Origin of the sequence: Marinococcus luteus, assembly GCF_900106595.1 — a bacterium.
GTDB classification, from domain to species: Bacteria; Bacillota; Bacilli; order Bacillales; family Marinococcaceae; genus Marinococcus; species Marinococcus luteus.
Window position 1 is genome coordinate 41,416 of record NZ_FNNC01000004.1, and the last position, 12,587, is coordinate 54,002.

General features: G+C 46.7%; 15 protein-coding genes and 1 riboswitch. Of the genes, 2 read left to right on the forward strand and 13 right to left on the reverse strand.

Annotation, left to right across the window (positions count from 1 at the left end; genetic code table 11):
• Window positions 1-25 precede the first annotated feature (25 nt).
• From BLV22_RS09400 to BLV22_RS09425, 6 genes are all read right to left on the reverse strand, one after another.
• Window positions 26-391, reverse strand: coding sequence for a Rieske (2Fe-2S) protein (locus tag BLV22_RS09400; protein ID WP_091614391.1), 366 nt, complete (start codon window positions 389-391; stop codon window positions 26-28).
• Complete coding sequence (locus tag BLV22_RS09405) at window positions 391-1,494, reverse strand: amidohydrolase family protein (RefSeq protein WP_091614394.1); 1,104 nt, start codon at window positions 1,492-1,494, stop codon at window positions 391-393. Before BLV22_RS09405 ends, BLV22_RS09400 begins: the two co-directional genes overlap by 1 nt.
• 234 nt (window positions 1,495-1,728) lie before the next feature.
• Complete coding sequence (locus tag BLV22_RS09410; RefSeq protein WP_176967732.1) at window positions 1,729-2,052, reverse strand: cupin domain-containing protein; 324 nt, start codon at window positions 2,050-2,052, stop codon at window positions 1,729-1,731.
• A 97-nt stretch (window positions 2,053-2,149) separates the two neighbouring features.
• Window positions 2,150-3,364 carry an NO-inducible flavohemoprotein gene (gene hmpA, locus BLV22_RS09415; RefSeq protein WP_091614399.1) on the reverse strand — a complete coding sequence of 405 codons (1,215 nt, stop codon included), beginning with the start codon at window positions 3,362-3,364 and terminating at the stop codon, window positions 2,150-2,152.
• A 293-nt stretch (window positions 3,365-3,657) separates the two neighbouring features.
• Entirely contained in the window at window positions 3,658-4,032 is a 375-nt protein-coding gene (locus BLV22_RS09420) for a DUF488 domain-containing protein (protein WP_091614402.1), read from the reverse strand.
• A 17-nt stretch (window positions 4,033-4,049) separates the two neighbouring features.
• The gene (locus BLV22_RS09425) at window positions 4,050-4,751 is read right to left on the reverse strand and encodes an aspartate/glutamate racemase family protein (protein ID WP_091614404.1); all 702 of its coding nucleotides are present in this window, start codon (window positions 4,749-4,751) and stop codon (window positions 4,050-4,052) included.
• 170 nt (window positions 4,752-4,921) lie between these two features.
• Between BLV22_RS09425 and BLV22_RS09430 the strand changes: the two genes are divergently transcribed.
• Window positions 4,922-5,374, forward strand: coding sequence for a flavodoxin domain-containing protein (locus tag BLV22_RS09430; RefSeq protein WP_176967733.1), 453 nt, complete (start codon window positions 4,922-4,924; stop codon window positions 5,372-5,374).
• A 68-nt stretch (window positions 5,375-5,442) separates the two neighbouring features.
• Here BLV22_RS09430 and BLV22_RS09435 read toward each other — a convergent pair whose 3' ends face one another.
• From BLV22_RS09435 to BLV22_RS09460, 6 genes are all read right to left on the reverse strand, one after another.
• Window positions 5,443-6,201, reverse strand: a complete 759-nt coding sequence (locus BLV22_RS09435) for an energy-coupling factor transporter transmembrane component T family protein (RefSeq protein ID WP_176967734.1) — start codon at window positions 6,199-6,201, stop codon at window positions 5,443-5,445.
• Window positions 6,194-7,858, reverse strand: a complete 1,665-nt coding sequence (locus tag BLV22_RS09440; RefSeq protein ID WP_091614412.1) for an ABC transporter ATP-binding protein — start codon at window positions 7,856-7,858, stop codon at window positions 6,194-6,196. The genes BLV22_RS09435 and BLV22_RS09440 overlap by 8 nt, the downstream gene beginning before the upstream one ends.
• Entirely contained in the window at window positions 7,855-8,448 is a 594-nt protein-coding gene (locus BLV22_RS09445) for an ECF transporter S component (RefSeq protein WP_091614415.1), read from the reverse strand. Before BLV22_RS09445 ends, BLV22_RS09440 begins: the two co-directional genes overlap by 4 nt.
• A complete protein-coding gene (tenA, locus tag BLV22_RS09450; RefSeq protein ID WP_091614418.1) occupies window positions 8,438-9,142 on the reverse strand; it encodes a thiaminase II in 705 nt (234 codons plus the stop codon). The genes BLV22_RS09445 and tenA overlap by 11 nt, the downstream gene beginning before the upstream one ends.
• 137 nt (window positions 9,143-9,279) lie before the next feature.
• A riboswitch (TPP riboswitch) is annotated at window positions 9,280-9,383 on the reverse strand.
• Between the two features lie 136 nt (window positions 9,384-9,519).
• Window positions 9,520-10,080 (reverse strand): NADPH-dependent FMN reductase, encoded by a 561-nt coding sequence (locus BLV22_RS09455; protein ID WP_091614420.1) that lies wholly within the window; start codon window positions 10,078-10,080, stop codon window positions 9,520-9,522.
• Between the two features lie 65 nt (window positions 10,081-10,145).
• Complete coding sequence (locus BLV22_RS09460; RefSeq protein WP_091614423.1) at window positions 10,146-11,450, reverse strand: DUF2254 domain-containing protein; 1,305 nt, start codon at window positions 11,448-11,450, stop codon at window positions 10,146-10,148.
• Window positions 11,451-11,567: 117 nt separating this feature from the next.
• On the opposite strand from BLV22_RS09460, the gene map reads away from it, so the two are divergent.
• Entirely contained in the window at window positions 11,568-12,323 is a 756-nt protein-coding gene (gene map / locus BLV22_RS09465; protein WP_091614425.1) for a type I methionyl aminopeptidase, read from the forward strand.
• 42 nt (window positions 12,324-12,365) lie between these two features.
• Here map and BLV22_RS15045 read toward each other — a convergent pair whose 3' ends face one another.
• A complete protein-coding gene (locus BLV22_RS15045) occupies window positions 12,366-12,527 on the reverse strand; it encodes a YuzK family famiily protein (protein WP_176967731.1) in 162 nt (53 codons plus the stop codon).
• Window positions 12,528-12,587 lie beyond the last annotated feature (60 nt).

The following is a 12,587-nucleotide window of genomic DNA, read 5'->3' on the forward strand; positions in this document are numbered from 1 at the left end:
TAAATATCAATAAAAAAAGAGAGGCTTACGAGCCTCTCTTTAGTTCTACATATACATAGCTGTCTTCTACATAAGCAGAAAACTCTTTTAGTTTACCTTTGACCGGTGCAAGCGGTTTGCCGCTTTCCCGCAGATTGTATTCTCTTCCGTGCCACGGGCACCGGACAATGTCTCCTTCATGTTCAAATGAATATTCCCCAGGGGCCGTGCTCATCGGAGCACCGTCAATTTTGCCCTTCGACATGCATGCTCCCTGGTGAGGGCACCGGTCGATAAATGCCCTGACTTCCCCCTCGGACGTCCGGCAGACAAAAACCGGGATATTATCCACGCTCCCCGGGATCATCTCCTGTTTTTCCAATTCCTCTTCCCTGCAGATAACGGCTGCCATCAGACATCACCCCGTGCCGGCAGTTTCGGATAAAATTTCCTGGCATTTTCGCCGTAGATCCGTTCAAGCACATCGTCTTCAAGTCCTTTTGGCATGGCTTCATCCGGAGAATCGTAATCCCAGTGCGGGTAATCCGTACTAAAACAGATGATTTCATCGGTTCCCATCTGCTCTACTAAGAGATTCCATTCTTTTTTGCTCATTTCTTCAAGCGGCTGGGTCGTAAACGCCATCCGGTTTTTGATAGTATCACTCGGCATTGTCGTTACCCACGGCACTTCGTGCCGAAGATCCTTAAACTGCTGATCAAGTTTCTTCATTAAAAATGGCACGTACGTGAAGCCGCCCTCAATCATCATCAGCTTCAGGTTTGGATATTTTTCAAATACCCCGTTGAAAATCATGCTCGTGATTTGGGCCATATGGGAAGTTGCGATCAGGGAATGCCATTCAATAAAGTATCTCGGCCATTTCCCGAGCGGAGCCGGCGGTTCGTTATGGTGCATGCCGATCATAAGATCATGGCGCTCGGCAGCTTCAAATATCGGGTGGTAGTACGGGTCGCCCCACGCAATATCATCAATGGGCAAAAGCACCTGAATCATTTTTGGGTGAGAGCCGACGCGTTCAATTTCTTTCACCGCATTCGCTACTTCCTGGGCCGCAATGTGAACGGAGCCATACAGGCGGCTGTCTTTATCGAGCCATTCATTAATCTGCCAGTCATTATAGGCACTCGCAAGGGCTGTGGCCATCTCATACCATCCGTGCATCGAGGACGGGGATGGATCAAGCGCTCCGGTTAAAATACCGAATTCGTGATTGTTGGCGTCAAGCAGCTGCTCCTGCATAAACGGAAGGCTTGTGCCCGCTGGTTTTCCGTCCGGCGTTTTTGCGTCGGCCCGGTCCACTCCAGCCACAGCAGGCTGAGTGAATGGCATATGCTTTTCCTGCTGCCAGTGGCAGTCTTCAATATACCTTCTCCACGGCTGCCCTAAGTATGGAAATAAATCTTCATACATTACCCGTTCATGAATATCAGTGTCAATCAGGCTGTATTTTTTTGTTTGGTCAGTTGTAGCTTCGTTGTTTAAAGTCTGCATAAATCAGCATCCTTCCTTTCATCTGCCACCTAACTGTACTAGATTGGGCCTGGAATAAACAAAGCGCCCTAGAAGGCGTCCGGCTCTATAAGCTGTGCCAGTGGATGTCAGTGAGCATCAGTGAGCGTCAGTAGCAGTTTTTCAGTATCTAACGATTTACTTACTAATCTATTACCTATCACTGGCAGGAAAGCTGCTGATATTTATTGCAGAGATCATTTTATTTAACAGATGCTAATTTTCTTCGATATATACTAGTGTGACATACACACTCAAATTGGAAGCACTGTTATTTTCAAAGCCTATTCTTTCCGTGGGACCACATTGGATAAGGTCCCCTTCACTAACAGGAAAATTTTCTTCTTCCGTGCAGCAGATCCCTTCCCCGCTCACAACTAATGCAAATGTTTGAGTGAATGGATGATCATGCAGGGGAAGGCTTTGACCGGGTGAAAAATTAAATACCACAGCTTTGCAGTTGTTCTTTTTAAAAACAACTTCATTTGCCATTCGATCTTCGCTGAAAGGAGCTAATTGTGTAAGACTCTGGATTTTCATATTTTTCATCCATTCTTTAATTGAATTTAAAACAACTGCGGCAGAATCTAAATAAATACGCCGAAGCTGCTGAATCAGTTTTAGCTCTGAGTTTTAATTATTCAATCGTGCTTTCCGGCCCGAAAACTTCATAATGGCGGCGTTCTGCCGGCACTCCTCTGTCCTTTAAAATTTCGTTAACTACTTTCATAAAAGGTATTGGGCCGCAGAAATAAAAATCTGCCTGTTCATCAGGAAGGACGGTTTCCAGCCAATCTGCGTCTATAAACCCTTCTTTATCAAACATTTTATGCGTGCGTTCTTCCTCTGTCGGTGCGGAATAACAGGTGTAGGCCTCAATATTTGAATACGTATCTGCGAGCTGCTCCACATGTGCTTTCATGGCATGCACCTTGCTGCTGTCAGCAGCGTGAATAAACGTCACATTTCGTTTCGTATCTTCCTGCACGAGTGTATTCAGCATACTCATCATCGGGGTCACCCCAACGCCGCCGCTGATTAATACAATTGGCATTTCCTCTGTTTCTATCACAAATTCTCCTGCCGGCGCTGCGAACAACAGTACATCTCCCTCATTTACATCCCGGTGCAGATAATTCGACACAATGCCGGCCGGATTTCCGTTCTCGGAATCCTCCCGCTTCACGCTGATCCGGTAATAATTTTCATTCGGAGCATCCGACAGGCTGTAGTGGCGCATATGTGTGTAAGGCTCGCCCTCGATATCTGCCTGCAGCGTTAAATACTGTCCCGGCTGCTGCGGTATAATCGCCTTCCCGTCCTTCGGCTTTAAGTAAAAAGAAGTGATGACATCGCTCTCCGGCACTTTTTCCGCTACATAAAACGGGCGGTAGCCCGTCCAGCCGCCCCGGGCGGCTTTTACTTCTTCGTACTTGACTGCTTCTTTTTGAATAAAGATTTCAGCAAGCGCGTGATACGCTTCTCCCCAGGCGTCCAGAATCTCCGGGGTGGCTGCGTCTCCAAGCACTTCCTCCACCGCTTCGAGCAGTGTTTCCCCTACTAATCCATAATGTTCCGGCCTGACATCCAGAGCACGGTGTTTTTCAGCTATGCGTTCAATTGTAGGACGAAGCTCTTCCAGACGGTCAATATTCGCTCCAGCCTGGTAGACAGAATAAGCAAGAGCTTCCGGCTGTACGCCTGTTTCCTGGTTCGTCTGGTTAAACATGTTCCGCAGTTCAGGTGCTTTTTCAAATAGCATTTCATAAAATCGGTTGCCGATGGCAGCGGCGTTGGCCTGAATAGCCGGGGCTGTTGCTTTTACAGTTTCAATCGTTTGTGGTTCAAGCATCGAATTCCTCCAATGAAAACGTTTTTAATTTCTATAAAAAGTGTATTATAAATACATATTTAAATCTATACTTTTAGAAATACTTCATTAAACGTTCACATTCAATTTTTATATACAAAATAACTCCGTTTCTACCTGGAAACGAAGTGCTGTATATTTATTTGGCGCATTCAAAGCAATACAGCCGGCCGTTCTCATGAATTCCTTCTAAAAACCCGTCCCGGCAGTAAATTTCTTTACCGCACTCGCTGCAGCGACCCAGATATTCCTCCATCGTTGTCACCCCTTTTTCTTTAAGAATCCTTCGGCTGACGGTCAAGAATTTCTTTTAAGACACGGGCATGATTGTACGTCTCTTCCTTTGCGGCAAACACGAGCGTCACCTGTTTCTGGTGTTCACGCACGGTCTTTTTTAACTGATCGAGAGCTTCAGCCTGTTCGTTATTCTGTTGAAGCTCCTGCCTATACTTCTCTTTAAATTCGCCAAATTTATCCGGATCGTGGGAGAACCATTGCCGCAGCTCCTTTGAAGGAGCAACGTCCCTGCTCCATTCATCCACTTTAGCTTTGTCCTTTGCTATTCCCCGCGGCCACACGCCGTCGATTAAAATCCGGTACCCGTCGTCTTGCTCCGGGGCTTGATAAATTCTTTTCAATTGAATGGCCATCGTAATCCACCTCTGATTTATTTTTCTTCAAACATGAAGTCTACGACCTTGTCTACGTGAACTTGCATCGTATCTAAAAAAGGAATCGAAAAATCTTCTTCAGAAAGAATCATTGGCAGTTCGGTGCAGCCAAGAATCACCGTATCAAGTTTATAATTTTCGATCATTTCCCCGGTGATCCGCTCAAATTCTTTTTTTGTCTCAGGATTTACGATGCCATTCTCAAGTTCACTGACAATTTTTTCGTGTAAATACTGCTGCGTGCTTTCTTCTGGCACATAAATATTCTTTCCATTTTCTTCGAACGGTTTCTTGAAAAATTCCTGTTCCATTGTAAACTTTGTGCCCAAAAGCCCAATATTTTGGGCACCCTGATTTTCTGCTGCTTCCACCGCTGCATCCACAATGCTGAGCATCGGCACCTCGACCTGCTTCTGTACCTCCCCAAATACAAGGTGCGGGGTGTTCGCTGCAATAATGACCCCGTCGACGTCCAGCAGTTCAAGCTTCCGGGCTGCATTTCCCAAATATTCAATCAGATCATCCATTCGTTCTTCCGAAATATACGTAAAAATGTTGTACATATTGATACTGTTAATGTACAATTCCGGAAGCACCTGAAGACTGGCCTTTTTTCCCTGATACTTTTTGATAATGGATTGATAATATTCTACCGTTGATTCCGGACCGAGGCCGCCGATAATACCTATCTGTTTCATTTTTTCTCCCCCTTCACAAAAGTGTTAATATATATTACCAATATATATTTTAACATATTTGGGTGCGCTTCTATTTACCGGGGCAATTGCACAAGCAGGCATCCACATATATAATAAGTATATTAAATATTTATTTTATGCACGAAACTATAAAAGAAAGGAATGGACATATGCGAATACTTTTGTTCTATTCCACAATGACTGGAAACACTGAAGATATGGCGATCGACACAGAAGAAGAACTCATCAATCGCGGGCACGAAGTAGAACTGATGGACATGATTGCCGATGGCCTTCCAAACGAAGATCCCCTTCCGCATGATCTGCTCATTATGGGTACGTACACGTGGGGTGAAGGTGATATCCCGGAAGAAACGGAAGACTTTCTTGAGGATCTTTTCGCCTATGATATTTCCGGCCTTTCGATTTCCATCTTTGGCTCCGGGGATCACGCGTATGAAAATTTCGCCGGAGCTGTTGATGAAATGATCGAACAATTCCGCGAACGTGGACATAAGGGCGATATTCCCACCATGAAAGTTGATGTGGATGAAATGGATAACATTGCTGAAGATATTAAAAGCTATGTCGACCGCATCGAAGAAAAGTTTTTAGTAAAATAATGGTCAGTACGACTAACCCCGGAGGCTCACAGCCCCCGGGGTTACTTTTAACCAATCCCTCTGTCCTGCTACGACATGGGCAGCAGAAAAATGACAGTAATAAACAATATAAATCCAGCAGTAAACCAGACGTCCATTTTTTTATAATTCATCTGCACATATCTCGTTCTTTGCCTGGAGCCGTCAAATCCTTTCGATTCCATTGCCAGCGCTGTTCTTTCTGCTTTTCGTACAGCTCCTGCCATTAACGGCACCGCCATCTCTTTCCATTCCCGCACTTTAGGCTTTTTTCCCATTCCTCTGATCTGCCGGGCTCTCCGGATAACAGCCAGTTCTTCCCGGAGCTGGGGGAGAAAACGGTAGGCGGCCATCATTCCATAGCCGATACTCGGAGGCATGTGCCATTTTTGTATCAGGCTCATCACTAAACTCACTGGGGAGGTGGTGAGAACAAAAAGAAGCGACCAGGAGGCATACACCATTGCCCGTAAGCCGAGCGAGACCCCTGTTTGGATATTTTCAAGAGCTACCGGCATGTGAAATACATAAAAAAGAACCGTAGAACCTCTTTCTTCCGGAAAAACAACCTGAAGCCATACAAAGCTGAATCCAAAGAGCGCAAATGGAAGCAGGAGTCCGAGCAGCAGCTTTAACGGTACTTTTCCCAGAAAGGCGACGACAGCAACCGTTAACAGAAGGACGGCAAGCGGACGCCATATATCATAAACGAAAATCATGCAGAAAAACACGGTGAAAAGACTGAGCAGCTTCAGCGTGGGATGTACGTGCTGCAAAAAAGCGTTCCGGGTCTGGAGTTCTTCAAGCATAGCTGCCTGCCTTCTCTTCCTTCGGGCGCATAAGCTGTACCACCGGCGGCCGGACGCCAATTTTTTCCAAATCCGTGTTCCCATTGAAAAATGCTTCTACGCCGTCATCATAGGCAAGTGTTCGTTCCGCCAGCGCCAAAACCCGTGCAGCTTTTGTATAAACCAGATCCATATCATGCGTCAGCCAGAGAACCGCTTTTCCACGTCGCCGGCACTGCTCAAGCACCTCAAATAAGGCGTCTGTATTTCGCTTATCAAGCCCAAACGTCGGCTCATCCAAAATTAATATGGACTGATTGTTCGTTACCATGACCGCCACCGAGAGACGCCTTTTTTCCCCCTGACTGAGCTGAAATGGGTGATTTCTACGAATATGTCCGAGCTGAAATTGAATCAGCAGTTCGTTTGTCTTGTGAATAATATCTTCTTCGCACCATCCCTCCATTTCCATTCCGTAGCGTATTTCTTTTTCCACGGTCTGTGTTAAAAACTGATGCTCGGGCTGCTGAAAAACAATGCCGAAGGTTTTAGCAATTTCGTACGGCTTCAGACTGGCAATATCCTGTCCGTTAACGTATATATACCCGTTTTTAGGAGGCTCCCATCCGGTGAGGACACGTGCGAGTGTGCTCTTCCCTACTCCGTTTGCCCCAACTAGCGCCGTCATTTCCCCGGGGTACAGGGAAAAAGATACGTTTTCGAAAACCGTCTGCGTGCCATAAGCAAAGGCCGCCTGTTTCACCTCCAGGACAGATGGCTGAAGAGAAGGCTCACTTGCCTTTTTCGGCTGCGGCAGAGATTCAAGAACCGTGGCAGCGGGGTAATCCGCTGCAAACGTCTCCCATTGCCGTAAAGTAATGGGCAGAGCAGCTTTGGATGTTTCTGTCTTTTTCAATAAATTCTTTCCAGCTTCTGCAGGGAGCGGCAGCCACACTCCCTCTGCTTCGAGTACGTCTCCATGAGAGTTGAATATACGTGCCGGGCTTCCATCCGCAGACACCTGACCTTGGCGGTTCAATACGATCGCCCGGTCTACCCACTCCATTACTTCATTTAACTGATGCTCAATCACAACCAGTGTTTTATCAGAATCTGCTGCAATGCGGCCAAGAAGCGAAGCAACTGCTTCCCGGCTTACCGGATCGAGCTGGGAGAGTGGTTCATCCAGAATCCAGATCTGCGGATTCACAGCAGCTAAACAGGAAACAGCTATTTTTTGCTTCATCCCGCCGGATAGCGTGTCGATACGGGCATCGATGCAGCGAAGCATATCCGTAAATTGTAAAGCTTCGAGCATGCGGGCCTCGATCTCCTCTGCAGGCACCCGCAGATTCTCAAGCGTAAATACAAGCTCTTCCCGCACTGTTGGCATGCAGAACTGGGTATCCGGATCCTGGAACAACAGAGCCGCCTGGCCGGCAGCCTCCGTAATGCTTTTTACCGCAGGATTTTCCCCAAATATGCTCAGAATGCCCGAAACCTCCGCCTCCACAGAACGCGGAAGAATTCCCTGAATAGCCAGAGCGATCGTACTTTTACCTGAACCGCTCGGACCGAGCAGCAGCACGTTTTCCCCAGTACGTATTTCTGCTGAAAAACTTTCTACCGAAGGCTCCGCAAAAGGGTACGCAATGGTCACATTGTCCGCATAAATCATACAGTATCCCTCTGCTGTTCGAGACGGTACTGGCGGCCAAGCGCAAAGCGGTCAAGCACTCCAGTCTTGACCAGGGCATCCGTAAAGCTTTTCCCTGCCCATCCGGCTAAAAGAGCGCCGCTTATAAGCATGGTAATCAGCATAAATACAACAACGGAACCTGCATACTGGCTGAATCCATAAAGGACATACTGGGTTAAAAACGCAGCAAACGTTCCGGCCATTCCGGCAAGCATTAATACCGGCAGACGGAACACCCGGTAGAAAAACAGAGCAAAAATAATTTCGGCAGCGAGCCCCTGGGTAAAGCCGAGCACGAGCACTGCCCCTGCACTGACAGATCCAGCCATAACTTCGGTGCCAGCCGCAATAAGTTCTGCAAGCATCGCCGCTCCGGGCTTTTGAACGATATAGGCGCAAACTACCGGCGCAAGGATCCAGAAGCCGGCCATCAGGCCTCCTCCAACTGGGCCGAAAATGCCGGTAACCATTTGCCCGAGCAGCACCCAAAGAAGATAAAGAACGCCAAGAACAGCTGAAATAAATGAGATAACGACGATATCCCGGAGGTTTAAGCGTTTATTTGGCATTAGACTTTTCCCCGCCTGTTAACGTTCTGGCAAACGGCCAGTCTTTTGCATGATAAGCGTCCTCAAAAAACATATACTCGAGCTGGCACCCTTCCATAAACAACGTCCGCCAACGCTGTTTTTCTTCTTCTGCAGCTGTTTCTGCCAATTCATCGAGGCGGTCAATATATTTGTACATTTCCCGTTCCTCACGGTCTCCGTAAAAACGAATCCAGTCGTTAAACGGATGACTTCCGTCCGGCTCCACTTCTTTCATCAGCCTTTCACCCACATTCAAATACACCCACGGGCAGGCGAGCGTTACCGCAATCACATCACCAAGTGTCCCCTTTTCGGCATGATGCAGCATGTGAAGCACGTAATGCTGGGAGGCTGGAGCAAGCGCATAGCCCTGTAATTCCTCATAAGCCACTCCCGCCTGCTCACACAAATTATGGTGCGGATGCGTCTCGCTGTTTAACACAAAATCAATGGTATCTTTAAACATGATCATGTCTTCTCTTGACGTACACTTTGTTACCCCGATTGCTTTTGCCTTTATCATAGCATTTAAGTATTCAAAATCCTGCTTCACGTAATGGACAAGAGATGCCTTTGGCAGTTCTCCTTTCCCGATGCCCTGGACAAACGGGTTTTCCCAGCAGGCTTCAAAAATATGCTCCGTGTCCTGCCATAAAAGCTCTGAAAATTTCATTGTAACTTCCTCCTTTAAATTAGGAGGGAACCACTACGGGAAGTAAAGACCAATGGGGCAAAAAAAGCCACTCCATTGGTGGAGTGGCTTTGAATAAACGTCCTCTATGATAAAGCTGCTGCTTTTGAAATAGACGTATTCTGCCGTCTCCACTTTCCTACGCTGGCCTTAACCAGATCAGGTTCAAAGGGATTAAGGATCGTCCTTATCTCAGCCGTTGCCGGCACCCCTAGTGGATTCCCTATTAAGTTGTCTACACTTTATCACATTATTTCAGGAAGTCAAAGGTTGTTTTTCTGAATGTCCTCCCTTCCCGCATGGCACGGAACCATATGCAAAAACCCTGCAGTATCTGTCTCTGCAGGGTTTTTTTCATGTTACGCGCGGTTCGCTACAGCCCGGGTTTCCTGATAAAAACGTTCAAATTCAGCTACAACATTATCAAGAAAATCAATCGTTCCCTGGTCCGTTAAATTTCCGTCTTCATCCATTTTTTCATGCACAGCACCAATCAGCACTTCATTTCCAGGCAGTACTTTTGCACTCATGCCTGGAGCGCTCAGAATCTGGCGCAGATGCATCTGTGCTTTCACTGTGCCCAGGCCGCCAAGAGAAGCTCCTACAAGCATAGTTGGTTTGCCGGCAAAGTCGTAATCGACCCGGGAGTTCCAGTCAAGAGCGTTTTTAAGCACCCCGGAGATCGAACCATTATATTCCGGAGTAGCGATAAGTACAGCGTCCGCTTCACGTACAGAACGCTTGTATTCCTTCACATAGTCCGGAGCGTTGCTTTCCTCATCCTGATCATAGTGCGGAAGATCGCGGATATCCAGAATATCAATATCCATGATATCGCTGTAACGGTCCTGCATGTACTCCACTAATTTTCCGTTAAATGATTCCTGGCGGATACTTCCTACGATAGCTGCTACCTTCATTTGAGCTTTCATCCTTTCGTGTTAAGCTTTACCTTAACTATCATACACACACGTTATCGGCTGTTTCAAGTTATATGCTTACTTTTTGTAAGTGCCTGCTGCAGAGCCGTATTCTTTTCCCGGACACGCTCCTGCCAGTATTCTTCGTCCCAGTCTGCAAGCTGTCCGTCTTCGACAGCATGCTCCATATAACGGGAGAATGACTCTACTTCTTTTAAAACCGAGGAGTTTCCCGTTTTCACGAGCATCGTCAGTGCTTCCATGCAGGCCCCCATCACTGAAATATCTTCGCGGCCGTAAAGTCTGATCTGGTAAAAGCTTTTGTATAAATACTCTCTAAAGGGTTTTACAGGCAGGAATAGCCGCAGATGACCCTCATTATCGGCAAAATATTGATCGTTTTTGTGTTCATGGCTGAGTTCGGAGAGCAGCGCACCAATACGGTTTATGCAGTTGGCTGCTGTATGTGGATCGTTGATTGCCGGGGAAATGGCCCGCAGTGCTATTTCCACAATTTTCTGCATGGAGAATTCAATGTCCTGAACATTACTTCTTTCTTCTCCCACCAGTACAAAGCCTCTCAGTTTTTCCGGGGAAAAACGCCGCCTGGACCAGCAGCGAAATAAAGGTTCACCCTGATGAACATAATCTCCCACCTGAAACAAGCATTCGACGACGGCTTCCTGCTGCTCGGCCCAGGTAATCAGTTCAGGCATTTTCACCATATTCGTATACCCTGAACGCTCGGCATGAACGATCGTTTCTTCGTCATTTCGGAAATCGTCGTTCCATTCACTGAAGCTGTTCACTCCAGAATAAGTGTAGGCATCCCGAATTACCCTGGAAGCATCGGACCGTATGTGGCTGATTAAATGATTCACCTGAAGCCACTGGGTGGAGTGATAAATAAAGATAATAAAAAAGGCCAGGCAGCCAAGCGCCACAAGCACTGTCAGCATAGGCATCAAGATTTGGCTGTTGCCTTCGCTTGAAAAAAGCAGCATGTTTACCAGGGTGAACAGTACTCCAAACGTAAATACCCCGAGCGTATGCTGCGTCGTCGGGCTCTTCATAAAATCCTGCAGGGCTCTTGGCGTAAACTGGGTCGCATACGTTGTCAGAACGACCATTATCGAAGAAAAGCTGATAGTTGTCAGTGTCAGCAACGCCGTCACTAATGCACTATACAAGGAAGTAGCGGTATTATTTTCTACAAGCAGCATAGAAGGCACATTGTTATAAACAGGACGCAGCAACTGCTGATCCATGATAGAAGTTCCTATTACTATAATTAAACTAAGAATGCCATAACAGCCCGGAATGAACCAAAACTTATCCCTGATCTGTACATACCATTTCTGCTGCTTCATGATTTTCCTCCATTTCTATCGTGCAATTCCGCAATTATAAAGGAAATCATCAAACAATGCATTTCTAATACGAATGTTTTACAATAGTATTTGATACTGAATAAAAGGAGACAGACGATGGTAACGTTAAAGACAGAACGAGAAATTGAGCTTATGCACGAAGCAGGAAAAATTCTTGCCGCCTGTCATAAAGAAATCGCCAAAATGGTAAAACCCGGCGTCACCACTAAACAAATTGACGATTTTGTCGAAAAATTTCTGGCAGAGCGCGGTGCCACTCCTGAACAAAAAGGCTTTCAAGGATACAAATACGCAACCTGCGCCTCGGTAAATGATGAAATCTGCCATGGTTTTCCGAGAGCCCGTCCTCTCGAAAACGGAGATCTCGTTACAATCGATATGGTTGTGAATTTAAACGGAGCTCTGGCGGATTCCGCCTGGACCTATGCCGTTGGGGAAGTAAGCAGTGAACTCGAACGGCTGATGGAGGTTACAGAATCATCTTTATATAAAGGTATTGAACAGGCCAAAGCCGGCAACCGGATCGGTGATATCGGACATGCGATTCAAACATATGTCGAAAATGAAGGCTTTTCGGTCGTCCGGGACTTTACCGGGCACGGCATCGGGCCCACTCTCCACGAAGATCCGCAAATTCCTCATTTCGGTGCCCCCGGCAAAGGCGGACGCTTAAAACCAGGCCATGTTATTACTATCGAACCCATGGTTAACACTGGCGGATGGCAAAGCAAAATGACCTCCAACGGGTGGACCGCCACCACCCGGGACGGAGGACATTCCGCCCAGTATGAGCACACCATTGCGATTACAAAAGAAGGCCCGGTTATTTTAACGGGCCAGGAAAGCATATAAACATTAAAAAGCGCGGCCATTATGGTCCGCGCTTTTCATCACTTATAAATTTTCAATTTTATTGTCTTCATAGTCCTGCTGACGTGCTGCTTCGACCTGCATGATGTTTTCAATCGTGCGAACCGATTCCTCTACGCTCATGCTGTGAGACTGCTGCATCCCTTTGTCGATCATTTCAGTTGTGTTCAGTTGACTGTTTGTCAAAACAATAATGCCTCCTTTGAGTATGTTTACATAATAAACCATTCTCCAATGCATTTCAAC

Coding starts and splice junctions, on each gene's coding strand:
- BLV22_RS09400 (WP_091614391.1), bottom strand. CDS start 391: ATGGCAGCCGTTATCTGCAGGGAAGAGGAATTGGAAAAACAGGAGATG.
- BLV22_RS09405 (WP_091614394.1), bottom strand. CDS start 1,494: ATGCAGACTTTAAACAACGAAGCTACAACTGACCAAACAAAAAAATAC.
- BLV22_RS09410 (WP_176967732.1), bottom strand. CDS start 2,052: ATGAAAATCCAGAGTCTTACACAATTAGCTCCTTTCAGCGAAGATCGA.
- hmpA (WP_091614399.1), bottom strand. CDS start 3,364: ATGCTTGAACCACAAACGATTGAAACTGTAAAAGCAACAGCCCCGGCT.
- BLV22_RS09420 (WP_091614402.1), bottom strand. CDS start 4,032: ATGGCCATTCAATTGAAAAGAATTTATCAAGCCCCGGAGCAAGACGAC.
- BLV22_RS09425 (WP_091614404.1), bottom strand. CDS start 4,751: ATGAAACAGATAGGTATTATCGGCGGCCTCGGTCCGGAATCAACGGTA.
- BLV22_RS09430 (WP_176967733.1), top strand. CDS start 4,922: ATGCGAATACTTTTGTTCTATTCCACAATGACTGGAAACACTGAAGAT.
- BLV22_RS09435 (WP_176967734.1), bottom strand. CDS start 6,201: ATGCTTGAAGAACTCCAGACCCGGAACGCTTTTTTGCAGCACGTACAT.
- BLV22_RS09440 (WP_091614412.1), bottom strand. CDS start 7,858: ATGATTTATGCGGACAATGTGACCATTGCGTACCCTTTTGCGGAGCCT.
- BLV22_RS09445 (WP_091614415.1), bottom strand. CDS start 8,448: ATGCCAAATAAACGCTTAAACCTCCGGGATATCGTCGTTATCTCATTT.
- tenA (WP_091614418.1), bottom strand. CDS start 9,142: ATGAAATTTTCAGAGCTTTTATGGCAGGACACGGAGCATATTTTTGAA.
- BLV22_RS09455 (WP_091614420.1), bottom strand. CDS start 10,080: ATGAAGGTAGCAGCTATCGTAGGAAGTATCCGCCAGGAATCATTTAAC.
- BLV22_RS09460 (WP_091614423.1), bottom strand. CDS start 11,450: ATGAAGCAGCAGAAATGGTATGTACAGATCAGGGATAAGTTTTGGTTC.
- map (WP_091614425.1), top strand. CDS start 11,568: ATGGTAACGTTAAAGACAGAACGAGAAATTGAGCTTATGCACGAAGCA.